Annotated in this window: 16 protein-coding genes and 1 pseudogene; 10 read left to right on the top strand and 7 right to left on the bottom strand. The window is 60.1% G+C overall.

Annotated elements, in window-relative coordinates; genetic code table 11:
- Nucleotides 1-77 precede the first annotated feature (77 nt).
- From der to H096_RS13050, 3 genes are all read left to right on the top strand, one after another.
- The gene (der, locus tag H096_RS13060) at nt 78-1,547 is read left to right on the top strand and encodes a ribosome biogenesis GTPase Der (RefSeq protein WP_016977675.1); all 1,470 of its coding nucleotides are present in this window, start codon (nt 78-80) and stop codon (nt 1,545-1,547) included.
- A gap of 121 nt (nt 1,548-1,668) precedes the next feature.
- Nucleotides 1,669-2,817 (top strand): pyridoxal phosphate-dependent aminotransferase, encoded by a 1,149-nt coding sequence (locus H096_RS13055; RefSeq protein WP_033898621.1) that lies wholly within the window; start codon nt 1,669-1,671, stop codon nt 2,815-2,817.
- Nucleotides 2,805-3,596, top strand: coding sequence for an amidohydrolase (locus H096_RS13050; RefSeq protein ID WP_033898620.1), 792 nt, complete (start codon nt 2,805-2,807; stop codon nt 3,594-3,596). Before H096_RS13055 ends, H096_RS13050 begins: the two co-directional genes overlap by 13 nt.
- Nucleotides 3,597-3,658: 62 nt before the next feature.
- Here H096_RS13050 and leuA read toward each other — a convergent pair whose 3' ends face one another.
- From leuA to H096_RS13030, 4 genes and pseudogenes are all read right to left on the bottom strand, one after another.
- Entirely contained in the window at nt 3,659-5,338 is a 1,680-nt protein-coding gene (gene leuA, locus H096_RS13045; RefSeq protein WP_033898618.1) for a 2-isopropylmalate synthase, read from the bottom strand.
- 324 nt (nt 5,339-5,662) lie between these two features.
- Nucleotides 5,663-6,484: pseudogene (locus H096_RS13040) on the bottom strand (peptidoglycan DD-metalloendopeptidase family protein).
- A 3-nt stretch (nt 6,485-6,487) separates the two neighbouring features.
- Nucleotides 6,488-7,867: an exodeoxyribonuclease VII large subunit gene (gene xseA, locus H096_RS13035; RefSeq protein WP_033898617.1), complete on the bottom strand. Its 1,380-nt coding sequence runs from the start codon at nt 7,865-7,867 to the stop codon at nt 6,488-6,490.
- A gap of 9 nt (nt 7,868-7,876) precedes the next feature.
- Nucleotides 7,877-8,767, bottom strand: a complete 891-nt coding sequence (locus H096_RS13030; protein ID WP_033898615.1) for a LysR family transcriptional regulator — start codon at nt 8,765-8,767, stop codon at nt 7,877-7,879.
- A gap of 99 nt (nt 8,768-8,866) precedes the next feature.
- Here H096_RS13030 and H096_RS13025 point away from each other — a divergent pair, with 99 nt between their 5' ends.
- From H096_RS13025 to guaA, 4 genes are all read left to right on the top strand, one after another.
- Entirely contained in the window at nt 8,867-9,634 is a 768-nt protein-coding gene (locus H096_RS13025; RefSeq protein WP_033898614.1) for a sulfite exporter TauE/SafE family protein, read from the top strand.
- A gap of 58 nt (nt 9,635-9,692) precedes the next feature.
- Nucleotides 9,693-10,241, top strand: a complete 549-nt coding sequence (locus H096_RS13020) for a hypothetical protein (protein ID WP_021492272.1) — start codon at nt 9,693-9,695, stop codon at nt 10,239-10,241.
- A 104-nt stretch (nt 10,242-10,345) separates the two neighbouring features.
- Complete coding sequence (gene guaB / locus H096_RS13015) at nt 10,346-11,815, top strand: IMP dehydrogenase (protein WP_016977684.1); 1,470 nt, start codon at nt 10,346-10,348, stop codon at nt 11,813-11,815.
- A gap of 80 nt (nt 11,816-11,895) precedes the next feature.
- Nucleotides 11,896-13,473 (top strand): glutamine-hydrolyzing GMP synthase, encoded by a 1,578-nt coding sequence (gene guaA, locus H096_RS13010; protein ID WP_016977685.1) that lies wholly within the window; start codon nt 11,896-11,898, stop codon nt 13,471-13,473.
- A 64-nt stretch (nt 13,474-13,537) separates the two neighbouring features.
- On the opposite strand, the gene H096_RS13005 is transcribed toward guaA, so the two are convergent.
- The 3 genes from H096_RS13005 to treR all read right to left on the bottom strand — a co-directional run bounded on the left by H096_RS13005 (nt 13,538) and on the right by treR (nt 17,809).
- Entirely contained in the window at nt 13,538-15,841 is a 2,304-nt protein-coding gene (locus H096_RS13005) for an autotransporter outer membrane beta-barrel domain-containing protein (RefSeq protein ID WP_033898612.1), read from the bottom strand.
- A 269-nt stretch (nt 15,842-16,110) separates the two neighbouring features.
- The gene (locus tag H096_RS13000) at nt 16,111-17,010 is read right to left on the bottom strand and encodes an alpha/beta hydrolase (protein WP_082461545.1); all 900 of its coding nucleotides are present in this window, start codon (nt 17,008-17,010) and stop codon (nt 16,111-16,113) included.
- A gap of 94 nt (nt 17,011-17,104) precedes the next feature.
- A complete protein-coding gene (treR, locus tag H096_RS12995) occupies nt 17,105-17,809 on the bottom strand; it encodes a trehalose operon repressor (protein WP_033898611.1) in 705 nt (234 codons plus the stop codon).
- Nucleotides 17,810-18,048: 239 nt separating this feature from the next.
- Between treR and treP the strand changes: the two genes are divergently transcribed.
- The 3 genes from treP (at nt 18,049) to H096_RS12980 (ending at nt 22,458) form a co-directional block, all read left to right on the top strand.
- Entirely contained in the window at nt 18,049-19,491 is a 1,443-nt protein-coding gene (gene treP / locus H096_RS12990) for a PTS system trehalose-specific EIIBC component (RefSeq protein ID WP_033898609.1), read from the top strand.
- 30 nt (nt 19,492-19,521) lie between these two features.
- Nucleotides 19,522-21,168, top strand: coding sequence for an alpha,alpha-phosphotrehalase (gene treC / locus H096_RS12985; RefSeq protein WP_033898607.1), 1,647 nt, complete (start codon nt 19,522-19,524; stop codon nt 21,166-21,168).
- A gap of 69 nt (nt 21,169-21,237) precedes the next feature.
- Nucleotides 21,238-22,458 (top strand): carbohydrate porin, encoded by a 1,221-nt coding sequence (locus H096_RS12980; protein ID WP_033898606.1) that lies wholly within the window; start codon nt 21,238-21,240, stop codon nt 22,456-22,458.
- Nucleotides 22,459-22,480: the final 22 nt, after the last annotated feature.

Here is a 22,480-nt window from a genome sequence, read left to right as displayed (position 1 = left end):
GATTATGCTGCCCCGAGCACCAGCCGCTGCCCTGCAGCGGCTTTTGTATTTTCTGAAATAACGAAGTGGAGAGCCGCATGGTTCCCGTAATCGCCCTGGTGGGCCGACCTAACGTCGGCAAGTCCACCTTGTTCAACCGCCTGACCAGGACTCGCGACGCCATCGTCGGCGACTTGTCCGGTCTGACCCGTGATCGCCAATACGGTGAGGCAAAGTGGCAAGGGCGCTCCTACATTATTGTCGACACCGGTGGTATCTCCGGTGACGAGCATGGCATGGACGAAAAGATGGCCGAGCAGTCGCTGCTGGCCATTGAAGAAGCCGATGTCGTGTTGTTCCTGGTGGACGCCCGTGCGGGCTACACCGCTGCTGACCAAATGATTGGCGAGCACCTGCGCAAGCGCAACAAGCGTTCCTATCTGGTCGCGAACAAGATCGACAACATCGATCCTGAAGCGGCCCGTGCCGAATTCAGCCCGATGGGCCTGGGCGATGCGATTCCGGTCGCCGGTGCCCACGGTCGCGGTATCACCCAGATGCTGGAAATTGCCCTGCGCGATTTCCCTAAGGATGATGTCGAGGAAGAAGAGGGCGAAGAGGAAATCGTTGCCGAAGGTGAGGAAGCCAAGCGCATTCCTGGCCCGAGCGAAAAAGACGGTATCAAGATCGCCATCATCGGCCGCCCTAACGTCGGCAAGTCGACGCTGGTCAACCGTATGCTCGGTGAAGACCGGGTTATCGTGTACGACCAACCCGGCACCACCCGCGACAGCATCTACATCCCGTTCGAACGCAACGAGGAAAAGTACACGCTGATCGACACCGCTGGTGTGCGCAAGCGCGGCAAGATCCACGAGGAAGTTGAAAAGTTCTCGGTGGTGAAAACCCTGCAGGCGATCAAAGACGCCAACGTGGTGATCTTCGTGATGGACGCCCGCGAAGGCGTGGTGGACCACGACCTCAACCTGCTGGGCTTTGCCCTGGAGGCCGGTCGGGCACTGGTGATCGCGATCAACAAGTGGGACGGCATGACGCCAAGCGAGCGCGATTTCGTCAAGATCGAGCTGCAACGTCGCCTGTTCTTCGTCGAGTTCGCCGATATCCACTTTATCTCGGCACTGCACGGCACCGGCGTGGGCAACCTCTACGCGTCCGTACAGAACTCGTTCAAGTCCGCGGTCACCCGCTGGCCGACCAACCGCCTGACCCAGATCCTGGAAGACGCGGTTGGCGAGCACGCGCCGCCGATGGTCAACAACCGCCGGATCAAACTGCGTTACGCCCACTTGGGTGGTGCCAACCCGCCGATTATCGTGATCCACGGTAACCAGATCGAGAAGGTGCCGAAGTCCTATGTGCGTTACCTGGAAAACACCTACCGCCGTGTCTTGAAGCTGGTCGGTACGCCGATCCGTATCGAGTTCAAGGGTGGCGAGAACCCATACGAAGGCAACAAGAACACACTGACTGACCGTCAGGTGAACAAGAAGCGTCGTTTGATGACTCACCACAAGAAGGCCGACAAGAAGCGCCGTGACAAGAAATAACGGCAGCTTCGAGTTGTGAGGGAGGGCTCCTTTGGAGCCCTTTTTTGTGCGCGGTGGTTTGTGCCTTGACCCGGTGCAGTTGGCAGCTTAAAACTTGGGGCTCACCTGCAGGGGCCTTTCGATGATCACCAGTAAGCTGCCGAATGTCGGCACGACCATTTTCACCACCATGTCGCAACTCGCTGCTGAAACCGGCGCGCTCAACCTGTCCCAGGGCTTCCCGGACTTCAATGGCCCCCAGGCTTTGCTCGATGCGGTGGGCAAGCATATCGCCCTCGGGCATAACCAATATGCGCCTATGACCGGCCTGCCGGTGCTGCGTCAGCAAGTGGCCGCCAAGATCGCCCGCAGTTATGGCGCCACGGTTAATGCCGACAGTGAAGTGACCATCACCCCTGGCGCCACCGAGGCGATCTTCTGCGCAATCCAGGCGGTGATTCGTACTGGCGATGAAGTCATCGTGTTCGACCCCAGCTACGACAGCTATGAGCCTTCGGTGGAGTTGGCTGGTGGCCGCTGTGTGCATGTGCAACTGAGCCAGAATGGCTTTGCCCTCGACTTCGAGAGGATCAAGGCGGCGCTGTCACCGCGCACGCGCATGATCATTCTCAATACCCCGCACAACCCGACAGGTGCCTTGATCAGCCGCGCCGAGCTGGACCAATTGGCCGAACTGATCCGTGATCGCGATATCTACCTGGTCAGCGATGAAGTCTACGAACATTTGGTCTTTGACGGCGTGGCCCATGTCAGCGTGTTGGCCCATGAAGAGCTGTATCAGCGCGCGTTCGTGGTCAGCTCTTTCGGCAAGACCTACCACGTCACTGGCTGGAAAACCGGTTATGTCGTCGCACCGCCAGCCCTCACCGCCGAACTGCGCAAGGTGCACCAATACGTCAATTTCTGCGGCGTGACCCCACTGCAATACGCGCTGGCCGACTTCATGGCTGAACACCCGGAGCATGTCGACGAGCTGCCGGCCTTCTACCAGGCCAAGCGTGACCTGTTCTGCGATCTGCTGGCGCCGTCCCGTTTCAGCTTTACCCGAGTGACCGGTACCTACTTCCAACTGGTGGATTACTCACAGATCCGCCCGGACCTGGATGACGTCGCCATGTCTCTTTGGATGACCCGCGAACACGGCGTGGCCACCATCCCGGTCTCGGTGTTCTACCAGACCCCACCCCAAGGCCAGCGCCTGGTGCGCCTGTGCTTTGCCAAACGCGAGGAAACGCTGCGCCAAGCGGCGGAAAAACTATGCGTGATCTGAGTGCACTGCCGAACCTGAATATCGCCCTGGTCCAGACCAGCCTGGCCTGGCATGACCGCCAGGCCAACCTCGAACATTTCGAACTGCTGTTGGAGCAAGCCAAAGGCGCCGATTTGATTGTGTTGCCGGAGATGTTCACCACCGGCTTCTCGATGGAGTCGCAAGCCCTTGCAGAGCCTGAAAACGGCCCGACCCATCATTGGCTCCAGGCCCAGGCGGCGAAGTACAACGCGGTGATCACCGGCAGTGTGATCATCCAGGCCGCCGACGGCAGTCACCGCAACCGCCTGCTGTGGGCGCGGCCGGATGGCGAGGTGTTGCACTACGACAAGCGCCATCTGTTCCGCATGGCCGGTGAACACAATCACTACACGCCGGGCGAACGCCAGGTGCAGTTCGAATTGAAGGGTTGGCGTATTCGCCCGTTGATTTGCTACGACCTGCGTTTCCCGGTGTGGAGCCGCGACGCCCAGGACACCGACCTGCTGCTGTACACCGCCAACTGGCCGGGTGCGCGGCGTTCACACTGGAACCGGTTGCTGCCGGCGCGGGCTATTGAAAACCTGTGCTATGTGGCGGCAGTGAATCGGGTGGGCACGGATGGGAAGGGCTTTGCCTATACCGGTGACAGCCAGGTGCTGGATTTCCAGGGTGAGACCTTGCTCAGTGCAGGGGAGGCGGACGGCGTATTTCAGGTGAGCCTGGATGCGGCGGAGTTGGCGGCATATCGCATGCGGTTTCCCGCGAACCTGGACGCCGATACATTTGAGTTCACTTAAACCCGGTAACGAAAAAGGCCCCTGGACTCTCATCCAGGGGCCTTTCGCATTTCAGCAGCCAGTTACGCCGCTTTGGCTTCCTGCTGGCTCAACGACCGGTTCAGTGCACTGAACAGCGCCTTGAAGCTGGCCGTGGTGATGTTTTCATCAATACCCACGCCATGCACCGGACGCTCACCGTTCACCCGCAGCTCGATGTAGGCCGCTGCCTTGGCGTTGGTGCCTGCACCAATCGCATGTTCGTTGTAGTCCATGATCTCCACACCGATCGGCAGGCCAGCCACCAGCGCTTCCAGCGCACCGTTGCCTTTGCCTTTCCAGTGCAGATTGGTTTCGCCCTGGCCCTTGCCGGAGACTTCCACCTCGACAAAGCTGTTGCCGTTTTCTTCCTGCAGGCGATGGCTGACCAGCGCGTACGGGGTGTTGGCTTGCAGGTATTCACGCTGCAGCAAGGCGTAGATCTGCGGCGCGGTCATTTCCAGGCCCACGCGGTCGGTTTCGGCCTGTACTACCTGGCTGAACTCGATCTGCATGCGACGCGGCAAGCTGATGTCGTATTCCTGCTCCAGCAGGTAGGCGATGCCGCCTTTGCCCGACTGGCTGTTCACGCGAATCACCGCCTCGTAGCTGCGGCCGATGTCGGCCGGGTCAATCGGCAAGTACGGTACTTCCCACAGTGCGTCGTCTTTCTGCTGGCTGAAGCCCTTGCGGATGGCGTCTTGGTGGGAGCCAGAGAACGCGGTGTGCACCAGGTCGCCAACGTACGGGTGACGCGGGTGAACCTGGATCTGGTTGCACTCCTCGACGACCTTGCGCACGCCGTCGATGTCGGAGAAGTCCAGCTGCGGGTCGAGGCCCTGGGTGTACATGTTCAGTGCCACGGTGACCAGGTCGACGTTACCGGTACGCTCGCCGTTGCCGAACAGGCAGCCTTCGACACGGTCGGCACCGGCCATCAGGCCCAGCTCGGTGGCGGCTACGCCAGTGCCACGGTCGTTGTGGGTGTGCAGGCTGATGATCACGCTGTCACGACGGTTGATATGGCGACCGAACCACTCGATCTGGTCGGCATAGATGTTCGGCGTGGCGCATTCCACGGTGGCCGGCAGGTTGAGGATCATCTTGTGCTCAGGCGTCGGGTTCCACACCTCGATCACCGCGTCACACACTTCCTTGGCGAACTCCAGCTCAGTGGCGCTGAAGGTCTCCGGGGAGTATTCGAAGGTCCACTGGGTTTCCGGCTGCTGGGCGGCGTACTTGACGAACAGCTTGGCCGCGTTGACTGCGATGGCCTTGATGCCGTCCTTGTCCAGGTTGAACACGATGCGGCGGAAGGACGGCGAGGTGGCGTTGTACAGGTGCACGATGGCCTTCTTGGCGCCGCGCAGGGATTCGAAGGTGCGTGCGATCAAGTCTTCACGGCCCTGGGTCAGCACCTGGATGGTGGTGTCCTCGGGGATATGGTTGTCTTCGATCAGGGTACGTACGAAGTCGAAGTCGGTTTGCGAGGCGGCAGGGAACGATGCTTCGATTTCCTTCACGCCGACGGCAACCAGGGTCTTCCAGAAACGCAGCTTTTTCACCGCGTCCATCGGCTCGATCAGCGACTGGTTGCCATCACGCAGGTCCGAGCTGCACCAGATCGGCGCTTCGGTGATGGTCTTCGACGGCCAGGTGCGGTCCGGGATGTCGATGGTCGGGAACGCGCGGTACTTCGAAGACGGGTCTTTGAGCATGCTCATCGGGAAATCCTTTGTTGTAGGGGCCGAGAAAAGGCGGCCTGCCGTAGAACTGTTTTTGGGGATAAAACGTAAAGACGAGGCAGATCGATTCAGCCTGGCAGTCGTGCGCTGACAAGGCACAGGCTGCGGTGCTGGCGGAGCTGAATGAGGGTGTGAGAGGTTTTCATAAGCCCAACCCTAACCGTCGGGGTGAAAGATGGCAAGCAGTCGCTAAAAATTGAGAGAAGTTCTGCTATCTGTGTAGGAAACGAGATTTTGTGCCTAAATATGTGTAGAGGGCTTGCTTTAATTGCGCACCCATTATCAGGCGCGCAATCGAGCGTTTCAGGGTTGGAATGCGCCGATAAAGATCGCCGGATCGACCCGTGCGTCGTTCAGGCTGACGTTCCAGTGCATGTGCGGCCCGGTCGCGCGGCCCGTGGCTCCGACTTTACCCACCACCGCGCCACGCGTGAGCTGGTCACCGACTTTCACATCGATCTTCGACATGTGGCAGAACATGCTGATAAAGCCCTGGCCGTGGTCGACGAACACGGTATTGCCGTTGAAGAAGTAGTTGCCCACCAGAATCACTTTGCCGTTGGCCGGCGTCTTGATCGGCGTACCGGCCGGCACGGCAAAGTCCAGGCCCGAGTGGGGATTGCGCTCTTCACCGTTGAAGAAACGTCGTACGCCGAACTTGCTCGACAGCGGCCCGTTTACCGGTTTGTCCAACACCAGGTTGCTCGGCAGGTTCGGGCTGAAACTGCGGTAAGCCTTGATCTGCACCGCCAGCTCCGCCTCGATGCGTTTCAGCTGTGCCGGATCGGGGTTTACCTGGCTTTTGTTTTTCAGGGTGATGCGCTGTTCCGGGTACTTCTTTTAGCCAACGATAAACGGCAGGTTGCGCCCGCCGCTGCTTATGCGTTCGTTGCCGGGCTTGACCGTCAACGGGATGCCAACAATCGCCAGCCAGTTGTCCGCTTCCTTCACCACCAGCACTGGCTTGCCCAGGTACGTGGCCTTGGGCGCGGCGGCGGAAGGGCCCAGTTCGACCACGGCAACGCCGCCCGGCACCGGCTTGTTCAAGGTGCGGGTGATGTAGCTATCGGCATGGGCATTAAAGGCAAGGCACAGCAGCATCAACACACTAAAGAGACGTGGCATCAATCAATCCAATAACGAAAGGGTGACGGGTGTCAGGTGGTTGTCTTCCACCCGCACTTGCAATTGGCCCTCACCGAGACGCGCGGTGAGGCGCTGGCCGGTGTGGGTCTGCGCGGCGTTGCGAATGGCCTGGCCGCGCTCGTCCAGCAAGATGCTGTAGCCACGGCCCAGGGTCGCCAATGGGCTGACCACGTGCAGCGTCTGCATCTGGCTTTGCAGTTGCAGGCGCCGCGCCTTGAGGCCTTCGCGCATGGCGCGGGGCAGCCGTTCAGCGAGGCTGTCCAAGCGTTGGCGCAAGAGGGCCAGTTGGCGACCGGGGTGTTGGCCGGCGAGGCGGGTTTCCAGGCGGATCAGGCGCTCGCGGCGGGTATTGAGGCTACGCTCGAAGGCGCGGCGCAGGCGCATGTCCAGGTCATCCAGGCGCTGGGCCTGCTGGCGCAGACGTTCGCCAGGGTGACGCAGGCGTCGCGCCATGCCTTCCAAGCGCAGGCGGTCATGGCTCAGGCGATTGCGCATCAGCATCACCAGGCGGCGATGCAGGTTTTCAACCTGACGCACCAGATGACTGGCGTCCGGCGCGAGCAATTCGGCTGCGGCGGAGGGCGTAGGGGCGCGCACGTCGGCCACGAAGTCGCTGATGGACACATCGGTCTCATGCCCGACGGCGCTGACGATTGGCGTGACGCAGGCGTCCACCGCACGGGCCACGGCTTCTTCGTTGAAGCACCAGAGGTCCTCCAGCGAACCGCCGCCACGGGCCAGGATCAGCGCATCGAAGCCGCGTGCATCCGCCAGTTTCAGTGCGCGCACAATCTGTGGGATGGCTTCGCGGCCTTGCACGGCGGTGGGGATCAGGGTCAGTTCAATGTTTGGCGCACGGCGACGGAACACGCTGATGATGTCGCGGATCACCGCGCCGGTCGGCGAACTGATAATGCCGATGCGCCGAGGGTGCGCTGGCAGTGGCACTTTGCGTTCAGCGCTGAACAGGCCTTCGGCGCTGAGCTTTTCCTTCAGCGCGTCGAACGCCAGGCGCAATGCCCCATCACCGGCCGGCTCCACGGTATCGAGGATCAGTTGGTAATCACCCCGGCCCTCAAACAAAGAGACTTTGCCGCGCACCTTCACCGCCAGGCCATCTTTCAGCGCCTGCCGCACCCGCGCGGCGTTGTTGCGAAACAGCGCGCAACGCACCTGGGCGCCGCTGTCCTTGAGGGTGAAATACACATGGCCGGAAGCCGGGCGGGCGAGGTTGGAGATCTCGCCTTCGACCCAGATATTGGTGAACACGTCTTCCAGCAACACCCGCGCACGGCCGTTGAGCTGGCTGACAGTCAGGACTTCGCGGTCCAGGCCCAGACGGGCAAAAGGATCTTTAATCATGGCGGCAGTTTATAGGCATTCGTGCAAGGTTTGGCAGAATTGCTCCACCAGCGCGCTCGGCTTCTGCGCGTAGGCCAGGGCCACGGTGCTGAGGCAGTCCGGGTCGGCCAGGGGCAAAAAGTGCACAGTGGCAGGGGCGATGTCCTGCATGGATTTTGGTAACAAGGCAATACCAAAGCCGGCCTGGATCAACTGCAACTGGGTGGTCTTGCGTGACATCACCCGCGCGGCCTTGGGGAAAAATCCTGCACGCATGCACAGCTCGGCTGACAGATAACTCAAGCCGCCACGCTGGGGATGGGGGATCGAGATAAACGCTTCGTCCTTCAATTGCTCCAGTTCGATGGGCGCATTGCTGCGTGCCAGCCGATGATTCGGCGGCACTGCCAGCAACAGTTGCTCGCGATATAAAGGTACGACTCGCACGCCCTCGCGCTGGCGCAACACAGGCAGGCGCAACAGCCCGACCTCCAGGCGACCGTCGGCGATTTCTTCCAACTGCGCTTCGGAGGACAGTTTGACGATGTCCATCGACACCCCTGGGCAGCGTTCCAGCCAGGTGCTGATGCCTTGCAGCAATGGGCCGCTCATCGGCACGGTACTTGAGTGGCTTAGGCGCAGCGTGCCCAGTTCGCCGTTGCCCACTTGCGTTGCCATTTCACTGGCCTTGATCAGCTCACTCAGCAGGTTGCGTGCTCGCGGGTAGAAGGCTTCACCCGCGGCGGTGAGTCGCGGTTGGCGTGCAGTCCGCTCAAACAGGGGCGTTTGCAGCTGGGTTTCCAGCTCCTTGATCTGTCGGCTCAAGGCGGACTGCGCCACAAACAAACGCTCGGCGGCGGCGCTGAAGCTGCCACTGTCGGCGATTTCGACGAAGTAACGCAGTTGGCGGGTGGAAATCACACGTCATGCCTTTTCGAGATGGGTGGAGGGCTTTGAAGATATTAGTCGCATCCCTCGCCGCTGGCTAAAGTGATGGCTATCTCGAATAAGGAATAACCCATGAACCCGGCTGAGCTGATGAGCCAATGGTCGTTTGGCGGTGTGGATTGGCTGGTAATCGGCCTGGGCATTGTCGTGGCCTATATCGTGTTCGGTATCGCGGGATTTGGCACCGCATTGGTGGCAGGGCCGCTGCTGATCCTGTTCATGCCGCTGTCGAAGATCATCCCACTGTTGGTGCTGCTGGATTTTGTCGCGGCATTTGGCAATCTGCTGCAATCGCGGCAGGACGTAAATAAGCCGGAATTGCTGCGCTTGCTGCCGTGCATGGCGATTGGTTGCACATTGGGCGTGGTGTTTTTGCTCAACCTGCATTCGGATTTGTTGCTGTTGCTGATGGGCTTGTTCATCAGTGCCTACGCCCTCTACAGCCTGGCGGTAAAGGCGCGCCCGACGCAGATGGCGGCGGGTTGGTCGGTTCCCATGGGCACCGTCGGTGGTTTATTCGGCGCATTGTTTGGCAGTGGCGGCTTTCTCTATGCGATCTATCTGAACAGCCGCCTGCCCAAGGACGCGGCGCGCGCCACCCAGAGTGCGTTGATCAGTTGCAGCACAGTGGTGCGCCTGAGCCTGTTCTTGATTGCCGGGGTGTATGCGGATTGGCCGTTGTTGATGTTGGCTGTATGCCTGTTGCCGGCGATGGCCCTGGGACTCTGGTTTGCTCGTAGATTGACCCTGCGCATGTCGCGGGAGGCGTTTGTGAGATTGGTGACCTGGCTGGTGTTGGCCAGTGGTATTGCGTTGATTGGGCGATACCTGAGCACTTGACCTGCGGGTGCCAAAGATTAAGCTGCCTGCCGCAGAAATCTATTTGGCACTTTGAACCATGAACTCCCAAAGCATCCTTGTCCCGAAAATCTCCACTTTGCCCGTCCACGAACCCCGCGCCCGGGCAATCGTGCGTTGGCTGGTGCGCAAGAACATCATCAAGGAAGAGCTGACCACTTGCGGCCGCACCGGCAACCGCATGGGCTATGCCCTGGCCGACGGCGCCCGCGCCGTGGTGTTGTACCCCGAGGCGCTGCCGTTCAACGAGCCGATCAACGGCCTGGAGATCATCTACAAGCGCTGCATCTACACACCCGCCAAGGGCTTTCTCGAAGAAGCCGGTTGCCCGGAATGCCGCAAGGAAGTCGGCGAAGCCCTGTTCGAAAGCCTCGAAGACTGGATGCCCGGCCACACCGACAACTTCACCTGCCCGCTGTGTGGGCATGAAGACGACATCAACGGGTTCCTGTTCCTACAGGAATGTGGGTTTTCCAACCTGGGATTCATCTTCAATAACTGGGCTGAGGCCGGGTTCAAGCAGAGTTTTATCGACGAATTCGCCGATTGGCTGGACCAGAAGATGAGTTGGGTCAAAGTCGAGTTGTAACCCATCTATCAGTATTCCCAAGTTTGTCAGAGTTTTACATTGAGCCCGGCAGGGTGCATGTATATAATGGCGCGCTTCCATTTTCCCGCTCGGGAGCCCCCGCGATGCTGCGTATCAGCCAAGAAGCTCTGACATTCGACGACATTCTCCTAGTGCCCGGTTATTCCGAGGTGCTTCCTAACGAAGTCAGTCTCAAGACCCGCCTAACCCGTGGCATCGAGCTGAATATTCCCCTTGTTTCCGCTGCCATGGACACCGTCACTGAAGCCCGTCTGGCCATCGCCATGGCTCAGGAAGGCGGCATCGGCATCATCCACAAGAACATGACCATCGAGCAGCAAGCTGCCGAAGTGCGCAAGGTCAAGCGTTACGAAGCCGGTGTGGTGAAAGATCCGATCACCATCGAAGCCGACGCCACCGTGCGTGACCTGTTCGACCTGACCCGCCTGCACAACATCTCCGGCGTTCCGGTGCTACACGATGGCGACCTGGTCGGCATCGTCACTTCCCGTGACGTGCGTTTCGAGAACCGTCTTGAAGTTACCGTCCGTGAAGTGATGACGCCCAAAGAGCGTCTGGTCACTGTCAAGGAAGGCGCCGACAAGAACGATGTGCGCGAACTGCTGCACAAGCACCGCATCGAGCGCGTGCTGATCGTCGACGACAAATTCGCCCTCAAAGGCATGATGACCGTCAACGACATCGAAAAAGCCAAGGCTTACCCGCTGGCCAGCAAGGATGACCAGGGTCGTCTGCGCGTTGGCGCGGCGGTCGGCACCGGTAAAGACACCGGTGACCGCGTTTCGGCCCTGGTCGCTGCCGGCGTTGACGTGGTGGTGGTCGACACCGCCCACGGTCACTCCAAAGGCGTGATCGACCGCGTGCGTTGGGTCAAACAGAATTTCCCTGACGTGCAAGTGATCGGCGGCAACATCGCCACCGGCGCTGCCGCCAAGGCCCTGGCCGAAGCGGGCGCGGATGCGGTCAAGGTCGGTATCGGCCCGGGCTCGATCTGCACCACCCGTATCGTTGCCGGTGTGGGCGTGCCGCAAATCAGCGCCATCGCCAACGTCGCCGCTGCCCTTGAAGGCACGGGCGTTCCGTTGATCGCCGACGGTGGCATCCGTTTCTCCGGTGACCTGTCCAAGGCCATCGTAGCCGGTGCTTCCTGCGTGATGATGGGCTCGATGTTCGCCGGTACTGAAGAAGCGCCAGGCGAGATCGAACTGTTCCAGGGCCGTTCCTACAAGGCTTACCGCGGCATGGGTTCGCTGGGCGCCATGTCCCAGGCGCAAGGTTCTTCCGACCGTTACTTCCAGGACTCCTCGGCAGGCGCCGAGAAGCTCGTTCCGGAAGGCATCGAAGGCCGTGTGCCGTACAAAGGCACCCTGAGCGCGATCATCCATCAACTGATGGGCGGCCTGCGTTCCTCGATGGGCTACACCGGCAGCGCCGACATCGAAGAAATGCGCACCAAGCCAGAGTTCGTACGGATTACCGGCGCCGGCATGGCTGAATCCCATGTCCACGACGTGCAGATCACCAAGGAAGCGCCAAACTACCGCGTAGGTTGATGCTTCCAGCAAAATGTTAAGTAACCGGGGCTGTTCTTCAGCCCCGAGTTGTTTCTGATTCATTAGACGAGACTGACTTCATGGCCCTCGACATTCACGCCCACCGTATCCTGATCCTCGATTTCGGTTCCCAGTACACCCAGCTGATCGCCCGTCGCGTGCGTGAAATCGGCGTGTACTGCGAACTGCATCCGTTCGACATGGACGACGAAGCGATCCGCGAATTCGCACCGAAAGGCGTCATCCTCGCCGGTGGCCCAGAGTCCGTGCACGAAGCCAACAGCCCGCGCTGCCCGCAAGCCGTATTCGACCTGGGCGTCCCGGTCTTCGGCATCTGCTACGGCATGCAGACCATGGCCGAGCAACTGGGCGGCAAGGTTGAAGGTTCCGAGCTGCGTGAATTCGGTTATGCCCGTGTCGACGTGGTTGGCAAGAGCCGCCTGCTGGACGGCATCGAAGACCACGTCGACGCCGACGGCCTGTTCGGCCTCGACGTGTGGATGAGCCACGGTGACAAGGTCACCAAGATGCCGGAAGACTTCCATATCCTGGCCAGCACCCCGAGCTGCCCGATCGCCGGCATGTTCAGCGACGAGCGTCGTTACTACGGCGTGCAGTTCCACCCGGAAGTGACCCACACCAAGCAAGGCGGCCGCATCCTGTCGCGCTTCATCCTCGACATCTGCGAGTGTGAAGCCCTGTGGACCCCGTCGAAAATCGCTGAAGACGCCATCGCCCAGGTTCGCGCCCAGGTCGGCACCGACAACGTACTGCTCGGCTTGTCCGGCGGCGTTGACTCTTCGGTAGTTGCTGCCCTGCTGCACAAAGCCATCGGCGACCAACTGACCTGCGTCTTCGTCGACAACGGCCTGCTGCGCCTGCACGAAGGCGAGCAAGTGATGGCCATGTTCGCCGAGAACATGGGCGTCAAGGTGATCCGCGCCAACGCTGAAGATCAGTTCTTGAACAACCTGGCCGGCGAGTCCGACCCAGAGAAGAAGCGCAAGATCATCGGCCGCACCTTCATCGACGTGTTCGATGCCCAGTCCAACAAACTGGACAACATCAAGTACCTCGCCCAGGGCACCATCTACCCTGACGTGATCGAGTCGGCTGGCGCCAAGAGCGGCAAGGCCCACGTGATCAAGTCACACCACAACGTGGGTGGCCTGCCTGAGGAAATGAACCTCAAGCTGGTAGAACCGCTGCGCGAACTGTTCAAGGACGAAGTCCGCCGTCTGGGCCTGGAACTCGGCCTGCCGTACGACATGGTCTACCGCCACCCATTCCCAGGCCCGGGCCTGGGTGTGCGCATCCTCGGCGAAGTGAAAAAGGAATACGCCGACCTGCTGCGTCGCGCCGACCACATCTTCATCGAAGAACTGCGCAAAGCCGACTGGTACCACAAAGTCAGCCAGGCATTCGTGGTGTTCCAGCCGGTGAAATCGGTTGGCGTGGTTGGCGATGGCCGCCGTTACGCCTGGGTCGTTGCCCTGCGTGCGGTAGAAACCATCGACTTCATGACTGCGCGTTGGGCACACCTGCCGTACGAACTGCTGGAAACTGTCAGCGGTCGTATCATCAATGAGATCGAAGGTATTTCGCGCGTGACGTATGACGTGTCGAGCAAGCCGCCGGCGACGATTGAGTGGGAGTGATCCCGCAGCGCTGTATGAAAAAACCGGCCTAGGCCGGTTTTTTCATTTCAGGCAAACACGTTGATCAGAAATCGTAACGCACGTTCGCCGTGAAGGTGTCAGCGTCGAAACCACTGCTGGTCAGGTAGTTGTACGTCCCGCCCACGCTCCACGCGCCGACGCGGTAGTTAGCGCCCAGTCCCAGCTCGTAGCTGTCGCGCGCCGGCGTTGCGCCGGTGGTGGTGAAGGGGGTGCCGCCGAGTACAAAGGTGGAGGTGGTGTTGGCCTTGTCGCCGATGAAGTCGTGCCAGGCCATCAGCTTGGCTTCCGGTTCGAAGCTGCCCACACCCAGGTCAAACGCGGCCGCCAGACGGGCGCCCAGGCCCATTTCGCCGATTTCATAGCGCTGGCTGCCGACCTTGAGGGCCGCTGAGCTGCCTTTTTCACGGTACGAATCAATCGAGATGTTGGCATAGCGCGCACCGACCTGTGGTTCCAGCAGCCACTGCTTGTCGAGCTGGAACGTATAGCCTGCCAGCGCGTTGACGCCGAAGATCTCACTGTCGTAGTCGGCCTTGGCGCGGGTACCGGCGATGTAGCGTTTGGACTCGTTGTCGTTCCAGCCGTACATCAGCGAGGTGTCGACAAAGAAGTTGTCGCGGGCCCAGTTGCCGTACAAGGTCAGTGCATGGCCGCTGACGTCGGTCTTGCTACCCAGGTCGGATTTGACGTCGCTGGTCATGTAGCTGTAAGCCAGGCCCACGGTTGTCTGGGCATTGAGCTTGCCGTCGGCACCCACGGCAATGCCGTGGGTGTTGGCGTCGTAGCCGTCGACACCGTGGCGGCTGTCTTGGTTGGCATCGCTGGACAGCGCTTGCAGCCATACGCCTTGTTCTGCCAGGACGTCACCGGAGGACAGACCGCTACGCGCTTTGCTGGCGCGGCGGTTGATGGCACCTGCGACCAGGTTCTGGCTGTTGGTGGCGGCGTTGACCGCCCCACGGCTGACGTCCGGGCTCAGGGTTTCGGCCAGTTTGGCCAGCTCTTGGCTGGTGGCGGCGTTGGCGAATTGCTGGAATACCGGGTCGCTTTCGTCCATCAGGCCCATGACCGTGTTCTTGAACGGCTTGATGGAGTCCACCGCGTTGTGCGAACCACGGGCACCCAGCAGGTCTTGCGTGATGACCTCATCACTGCGGGTGGCCACCAGGGCTTTCACGTCCTGGCCTTCAATGCCGAAGTTCTTCACCTCGAGCAGTGCCGATGAGGACACCACAGACAGGTTCTGCGGGGCTTCCCAGGTACCGGAGTTGATGAGGGTGTAGCGGGTGCCCCCGGCCGAGGTGCGGAAGTCGTCGGAGCGCGCCTGCAGTTCGATCTGGCTGCCAGGAGAGAAGAAGGTATTACCGGTGACTTTCAGGATCGGCGCATTGGGCAGTGTGTTGTTATCCAGTAGCAGGCGCAGGCGCGCAGTGTTGCTGTCCATGTCGAGGTTGCCCACTATCGTGGTCTGCGGGCGAAGCAGCGTCAGGCGGCCGCCGTCGATGTCGACGAAGCCGGCGCGGATGGTCGAGCCATCGAACATCGCGTCCCCTTGCACCAGCACACCGCTCAGGCCCAGCAGGTCGCCCTTGACCTGACCACCCTGCCAGTAGAAATACGACGGGGAGCTATTGTCGTCCGCCAGAATGGCTGCGGTGCCGCCTTCGATCAGGCCACCTGTCTGCCTGATAGAGAAGATCCTGAAGTCGTCGGAGGTGTCGAGACTGCGAAAGCGGATACCGATCCCGTCGGCGGAGATAGTCCCGCTGGTGTTGATATCACTCAGGAAGGGTGCGCCTGTCATCTGCCCCGTAAAGAGTGCCTTCTCGATGTCGATCCCCTCAGAGTCGATACCCCGCGCGGTGATAGTGCCCGAGTTATTGATGCGCGCCTGGGTCGAAGTGATCAGCATGCCTTCGGCATTTGCGCCCGTCACAGTGATGTTGCCGTTGTTGTTCACTTCACCCGCGATCTTCGCCTGGTACAGGTCCAGCCCGACGACGGCGTTGCCGCTCACCGTAATGTCGCCGTTATTGATCAGGTCGCCACCGACGTTTGAGTTGAGGGTCATGGCGATACCGGAGGGGAACTCGGTGGGGGTCGCAGCCGTTCGGTTGATTTGGCCCTGGTTGACCAGGTTGCCCGCCAAGGTCACGTTGGTTAGCTCCACACCTGCGTTTTGCGACGTTCCGGTGAAGGTGGCGTTATTGAACACATCACCGAAGCTGCTGTAGGCCCCTGTGCTCAGGTCGTAGTTGAAGTCGGGTGCGGGTGCGGCATGGGCCGTGGCTGTGGTCGCCGCGACGGACAGCGCCAACAACGAGCGGCGCAGGTGGGAAGTGTTCAAGGCAGTATCCTTACAGGGCAGAAACTGGCAGGGAACAACCCACGCGTCAGCGTCTGTTTTAGGCATCCCTGCCAGCTTGTCAGTGAATGGCTGATTCAAGCGCGTGCGAATCTACACGATGCTTGTAGGACAATTCATCATAAAAAGGATCGCTGAAGAGAAAAAAGCTAAGAAATGCGACGTTGCCGTTATTTTTTGCGGTTATACGTGGCTGATCAGCAATAAATGGAACTTTTAGCTCGTCGTTGTGGTCGCGTAAGGTTTGGGCGCTAGTGGGAAAGGTATTCGGATGTTTTCAAGCGGCCCTGCTTGTCCTCAATCTCAGTATTTTCATGGATCAATGGCGTTTCAACCCATCGGCTCCACACCGCTTCCCACCCTTTATCATGGCTTGCTCCCCGTATATGCACGTATTCGGAGAAGGGCGAATCAAGCGCCTGTTGGTATCTATCCGCCAGCCCACTTGGAATAATCGGGTCTGCTTCGCCGATGAGGTGACGCTGGGGTAACAAGGCGAGCCGCTCACGGTAGTCCAGCGGATCCAGTGAACCGTCGAGTGGCGACAGCCCTTTCATCGTCGCCCACAGACGTGGACTGAGATTGCCAGCCAAGGTTTGCACCTGGGTCACATCATTGCGTTGCGCCGCTAACAATAAGGCGAGAGCGGCGCCACCTGAATACCCCACGAGTTCGAACTCGCTATTCCCGTACCGTTGTTTTAATTGGTCCAGCGCCTGGCTGAGGCGAGTGACCACGTCCTGAGAAAATCGGCGATGGGTCCAGAGTGCCGACTGACAGGCTGCAGCCATGACGAACTGGCAGGGACGTGCCAGGTACGCATTCGGTGTCGGGTCATCGACCGCCAGCCGTGGTACCAACAGATTGTGCGGGCTCGGATCCAGGCTGGGTTGGGTGGCCGTCGACCAGGCATGGCCATCGCCTTCCAGGTAGACCCGCAGGCGAGGTGTCTTTTCTGCGGTTTGCGGCGCAAGTATGAGGAGGGGAAAGTCCTGCCCCGGCAGGACCTCTACTTGCCGGCCGCGCTCTTGCGCCAGTTGTTGCAGTGCCTCGCGCGGCGACTGGCAGGCGATGAGGATCGCGCTGATCATCAGCACACAGGCTTTGTAGAAGCCGGCCAATGTTCGTTGATAGCGAAAGTGTCTACTCATCATGTTTCACAACACACCTTGGCGAGGGAGCCGTTGGCATTGGCGGCAGGGCAGGCCAAGAGAATCGCAGTACAATGATCTTCCCGACGGATGCTTACCGTCGCGCAATATCCGAGAAGTAAAACTTATCCAACGTATGCCGCGACTCGGTGTACTCGAACTGCCGCCCATCCTGCAAGAATGTCTGGTTACTCACCACGATCACATGGCTCTGACCTTCGAGGTCGAGGTGTGTCTGGTCGTCCTTGCCGCGCGGCAGAGCCTCGATGGTGCGTTGGGCGTAGGCGATTTGCAGCTGCAACGTCTGTTCGATAAATGCGTAGATCGACTGTTCGGCAATCGAGCGGTCCAACCCCGGGATCACCTCGGCGACGAAGTGGTTGATGTCGAGGATCACGCGTTTACCGCCGATGCGCCGTACCCGTTTGATGCGGGTGATCAGGGTGCCGGGTTCGGCTTCGATGTGTTGCAGCAGCGAACCTTCCAGCGGGAACTGCGTGAATTCGACCACTTCGGTGCGTACGTCATCACCCAGGTCGGCGTGGGTTTCGTGGAAGCTGACGATGCCGCCCAGTTGGAACTCGATCGGGTTGGGCGACAACACGAAGGTGCCCTTGCCGTGGATCTTTTGCGCAAACCCACGCTCCTGCAACTGCTCGATGGCCCGACGCACGGTGCCTCGGCTGGCCTGGTAGCTGTCCATCAGTTCGGTTTCGGAGGGAAGGCGTGTGCCGCGCTGCAGGCGTTCGGTGGTGATGCTGGCAAGCAGATCCGTGTAGATCTGGTTGTATTTACTCATGGGGATGGCTCTTTGCCGGGGTTGCGGTCAAGGCAGAGACCTTAGTGGCAGAGCCGGTGTTTGTCTATTAGACCCTTGGATTTATGCGGCTTGTAGCGATGCGCGGGACTACAAAAAATAAACAATATGCAACTCGTACAGACGAGTTGTTGCTTTAACTCGTACAGACGAGTACTTTTGCCCTCGGCGTGCTGCCAATGACTGCCCCCCAAATAAAAAAATCAAAGTGGAAACCAAGCATGAGCCACGACTATTCGACTATCGCCCGCGAGATTCTCGAGAACCTCGGGGGCCCAGACAACCTTGAGCAAGCTGCCCACTGCGTCACCCGCCTGCGCCTGGCGCTCAAGGACCCGAGCCTGGTCAACGGCAGTGCGCTGAACCAGGTGGATCTGGTCAAGGGTTCGTTCTTCACCGGCGGGCTGTTCCAGGTGGTAATCGGCCCCGGTGAAGTGGAGAAGGTCTACGCCGCCCTGCGCGAGCAGACCGGCCTCGCCGCCGCCACCATCGCCGACGTGAAGAAGAAGGGCGCCGACAAGACCAACGCCATGCAGCGTCTGGTGCGGGTGTTCTCCGACGTGTTCATGCCGATCCTGCCCGCGCTGATCATTGCCGGCCTGTTGATGGGCGTGAACAACCTGATGGGCGCCAAGGGCATGTTCATCGAGGGCCAGACGCTGCTCGAGGCCTATCCGAACCTGGATGGCCTGTGGAGCCTGATCAACCTGATGGCCAACACCTCGTTCGTGTTCCTGCCAGCGCTGGTGGGCTGGTCGGCGGCCAAGCGCTTTGGCGGCAGTGAAATCCTCGGCATCGTGCTTGGCCTGATGCTGGTGCATCCAGACCTGCTCAACGCCTGGAACTACGGCAAGGCGGTCGCCGGTCTCGACGGCCAGAGCCTGCCGTACTTCGATATTTTCGGTTGGTTCAAGATTGAGAAAGTGGGCTACCAGGGGCAGATCCTGCCGATCCTGATGGCCGCCTATGTGATGAGCGTGATCGAGAAATGGCTGCGGGCGCGAGTGCCCAACGCGATTCAATTGCTGGTCGTGCCGATCACCACCATCGTCGTTACCGGCGTGCTCGCCCTGGCCATTATCGGCCCGGTGACCCGTCACCTGGGCATCCTGATCACCGAAGGCGTGGTCACCTTGTTCGACCTGGCACCGATGGTCGGCGGCGCGATTTTCGGTCTGCTGTATGCGCCGTTGGTGATCACCGGCATGCACCACATGTTCCTCGCCGTGGACCTGCAGCTTATTTCTACTCAGGGCGGCACCTTCATCTGGCCGATGATCGTTATGTCCAACCTGGCCCAAGGCAGCGCAGCGCTCGGCGTGTTCTACATGACCCGCAATGCGCGGGACAAAAGCATGGCGTCCACTTCTGCGATTTCTGCGTACTTCGGCATCACCGAGCCGGCGATGTTCGGCGTGAACCTGCGCTTCAAGTTCCCGTTCTATGCCGCGCTGCTGGGCTCGGCACTGGGCAGCATTTTCCTCTCGCTGAACAAGGTGCAGGCCTCGGCCATTGGCGTCGGTGGCTTGCCTGGCTTCATCTCGATCATTCCGCAGTACATCCCGAGTTTTGTGATCGGGATGGTCATCGCAATCGTGGTGCCGTTTGTTCTGACCTGTGCGTTGAGCATGAAGATCGTGCGCCCTGGTTATCGCGTCGCCTGAACCAGCGCTTTCACAATGAAGGAGTCCACCATGCAAGACTGGCAACACTCGGTGATTTACCAGATCTACCCGAAAAGCTTCCACAGCCACGCGGGTAACGCCACCGGTGACCTGCTGGGCATCGTGGACAAACTCGACTACCTCAAATGGCTGGGCGTCGACTGCCTGTGGATCACCCCGTTCCTGCGCTCGCCGCAACGGGACAACGGCTACGACATCAGCGACTACTACGCCATCGATCCCAGCTACGGCACCATGGCCGATTGCGACCTGCTGATCAGCGAAGCCGGCAAGCGCGGCATCAAGTTGATGCTGGATATCGTGGTCAACCACACCTCCATCGAGCACGAATGGTTCCAGCAGGCACGCAGCAGCCTCGACAACCCGTACCGCGACTTCTACATCTGGCGCGACCAGCCCAACAACTGGGAATCCAAGTTCGGCGGTTCGGCCTGGGAGTACGAGGCGCAAACCGGTCAGTACTTCCTGCACCTGTTCGACCACACCCAGGCCGACCTCAATTGGGACAACCCCAAGGTGCGCGCCGAAGTGTTCAAACTGATGCGTTTCTGGCGCGACAAGGGCGTGGGCGGTTTCCGCCTGGATGTGATCAACCTGATCTCCAAACCCGCCGACTTCCCCGAAGACAACACCGACGGCCGCCGTTTCTACACCGACGGCCCGAACGTGCACCAATACCTGCAGGAAATGCACCGTGAAGTCTTCGAAGGGCATGACCTGATCAACGTCGGCGAGATGTCGTCCACCAGCCTGGAACACTGCATCCGCTACTCGCGGCCAGAGTCGAAAGAGCTGTCGATGACGTTCAACTTTCATCACCTGAAAGTCGATTACCCGAACCTGCAAAAGTGGGTGAAAGCCGACTTCGACTTCCTGCAACTCAAGCAGATCTTCTCTGACTGGCAGTTGGGCATGCAGGCCGGTGGCGGTTGGAACGCGCTGTTCTGGTGTAACCACGACCAGCCACGGGTGGTCTCGCGTTTCGGCAATGACGGCGAGCATCGTGTGGTCTCGGCCAAGATGCTGGCGACGGCGCTGCACTTCCTCCAAGGCACACCGTATGTGTACCAGGGCGAAGAGCTGGGCATGACCAATCCGGGCTTCGACAGCATCTCGCAGTACCGCGATGTGGAGACCTTGAACATCTTCCGCCTCAAGCGCGATGCGGGGGAGTCCGAGGCGTCGAGCATGGCGGCGATCATGCAGAAGTCCCGCGACAACGGCCGTACGCCGATGCAGTGGAGTGCCGGGGAACACGCCGGTTTCAGCAGCGGTGAGCCGTGGATCGGTATTCCGGCCAACGCGGCGCAGATCAACGTCGAAAGCCAATTGGATGACCCGGATTCAGTGCTGCATCACTACCGCGCGCTGATCGCCTTGCGTCGTCACGAACCGCTGATCCAGGAAGGCGTGTACCGCCAACTGCTGCAAGACCATTTGCAAGTCTGGGCCTACCTGCGCGAGGGCCATGGCGAGCGCCTGCTGGTGCTGAACAACTTCTACGGCACGCCCTGCGAAATCCAGCTGCCGGACAACCTGATCAACCCGGCCAGCGAACAGCGCCTGCTGATCAGCAACTACCCCGACTGCCCGCAACGCACCGCCACGGTAACGCTGCGCCCCTACGAATCGTTTGTGCTGCACCTCAAGGACTGAGACCTGCTGCAACCCCGTGTGGGAGCACGGGGCGCTTCAAAAACCATAATAAAAATATCGGAGTGCTTCATGAAAACAACAATAAAGCTGGGCCTCGTTGCGTCTTGTCTGAGCCTGCCGTTTGGCGCTCAAGCCCTGGAATTTGCCGGTTACCTGCGCAGCGGCGCGGGCACCTCGACGGGCAGCGGTCCACAGCAATGTTTCCAACTGCCGGGGGCGCAATCCAAATACCGCCTGGGTAACGAATGCGAGCAATACGCCGAGCTGGAACTGCGCCAGGACTTGCTCACCCTCGATGACGGTTCGGTACTCAGCGTCGATGCCATGGCGTCGCTCTACAACAAGTACGACCGCGAGCTGAAGTTCCAGGGCGAGAACAACGGCTCGGCGCGCATGCCGCAGATGTATGCGCAGTGGTCCAACCTGCCCAGCCTCAATGGCGGTTCGCTGTGGGCCGGCCGGCGTTACTACAAACGAAACGACATCCATATCTCCGACTTCTACTACTGGAACCAGAGTGCCACGGGCGGCGGTATCGAGGACGTGCTGATCGGCGACCTCAAGTACAGCTACGCGATTTCCCGCAAGGACAACCTGTACCAGAAGGAATACGCCACCCGTCACGACTTCAACGTCGCGGGCTTCAAGACCAACCCCGGCGGCGAGCTGGAACTGGGCTTGAGCTATATCGAAAAAGCCGGCGGGCGCGACACCAACAGCGGTTGGGCGATCACCGCGCAGCACGTGCAAAAACCTTTCCTCGGCGGCAAGAACAAGTTCGCCTTGCAGTACGGCGAAGGCCCCGGCACGGGCCTGGGCTACACCGGCAATACCTTCCTCGACAACAGCAGCAAAAGTTACCGCGCCGTGGAGTTTTTCGATTGGCAGGTGACCCCGCGTTTTGGTGGTCAGGTCGAAGCGGTGTACCAGAAGGACATCCGTCCTGGCAGCCAGGACCAGACCTGGATGTCCATCGGCGTGCGCCCGGCGTATGCCATCAGCGAGCAATTCAAACTGGTCACCGAGCTTGGGCATGACCAGGTCGATGCCACGGGCGGCACCCGCAAGCTGAGCAAATTTACCTTCGCTCCCACATGGTCGCCCAAAGGCCCGGATTTTTGGGCGCGGCCGGAAGTGCGCTTGTACTACACCTATGCAACCTGGAACGAAGCGGCCAAGCGTGCGGCGAATGAATTGGCGGCAGGGTCGGCGTTGTCCGATACCGGCTCCTATGGCACGGCGCGGCATGGGTCGAACGTTGGTGTGCAGGTTGAGTACTGGTGGAAGTAATCCTTCCTCCGCTCAATGATAT

Source organism: Pseudomonas sp. FH1 (assembly GCF_000510895.2).
In the GTDB taxonomy this organism is placed as follows: Bacteria; Pseudomonadota; Gammaproteobacteria; order Pseudomonadales; family Pseudomonadaceae; genus Aquipseudomonas; species Aquipseudomonas azotoformans_A.
Note: the sequence above shows the minus strand (reverse complement) of the source record. Positions and strands in the feature narration are given on the sequence as shown.

What these genes read in the sequence shown, in the direction of transcription:
- der (WP_016977675.1), top strand. Translation starts at nt 78, where the DNA reads ATGGTTCCCGTAATCGCCCTGGTGGGCCGACCTAACGTCGGCAAGTCC.
- H096_RS13055 (WP_033898621.1), top strand. Translation starts at nt 1,669, where the DNA reads ATGATCACCAGTAAGCTGCCGAATGTCGGCACGACCATTTTCACCACC.
- H096_RS13050 (WP_033898620.1), top strand. Translation starts at nt 2,805, where the DNA reads ATGCGTGATCTGAGTGCACTGCCGAACCTGAATATCGCCCTGGTCCAG.
- leuA (WP_033898618.1), bottom strand. Translation starts at nt 5,338, where the DNA reads ATGAGCATGCTCAAAGACCCGTCTTCGAAGTACCGCGCGTTCCCGACC.
- xseA (WP_033898617.1), bottom strand. Translation starts at nt 7,867, where the DNA reads ATGATTAAAGATCCTTTTGCCCGTCTGGGCCTGGACCGCGAAGTCCTG.
- H096_RS13025 (WP_033898614.1), top strand. Translation starts at nt 8,867, where the DNA reads ATGAACCCGGCTGAGCTGATGAGCCAATGGTCGTTTGGCGGTGTGGAT.
- H096_RS13020 (WP_021492272.1), top strand. Translation starts at nt 9,693, where the DNA reads ATGAACTCCCAAAGCATCCTTGTCCCGAAAATCTCCACTTTGCCCGTC.
- guaB (WP_016977684.1), top strand. Translation starts at nt 10,346, where the DNA reads ATGCTGCGTATCAGCCAAGAAGCTCTGACATTCGACGACATTCTCCTA.
- guaA (WP_016977685.1), top strand. Translation starts at nt 11,896, where the DNA reads ATGGCCCTCGACATTCACGCCCACCGTATCCTGATCCTCGATTTCGGT.
- H096_RS13000 (WP_082461545.1), bottom strand. Translation starts at nt 17,010, where the DNA reads ATGAGTAGACACTTTCGCTATCAACGAACATTGGCCGGCTTCTACAAA.
- treR (WP_033898611.1), bottom strand. Translation starts at nt 17,809, where the DNA reads ATGAGTAAATACAACCAGATCTACACGGATCTGCTTGCCAGCATCACC.
- treP (WP_033898609.1), top strand. Translation starts at nt 18,049, where the DNA reads ATGAGCCACGACTATTCGACTATCGCCCGCGAGATTCTCGAGAACCTC.
- treC (WP_033898607.1), top strand. Translation starts at nt 19,522, where the DNA reads ATGCAAGACTGGCAACACTCGGTGATTTACCAGATCTACCCGAAAAGC.
- H096_RS12980 (WP_033898606.1), top strand. Translation starts at nt 21,238, where the DNA reads ATGAAAACAACAATAAAGCTGGGCCTCGTTGCGTCTTGTCTGAGCCTG.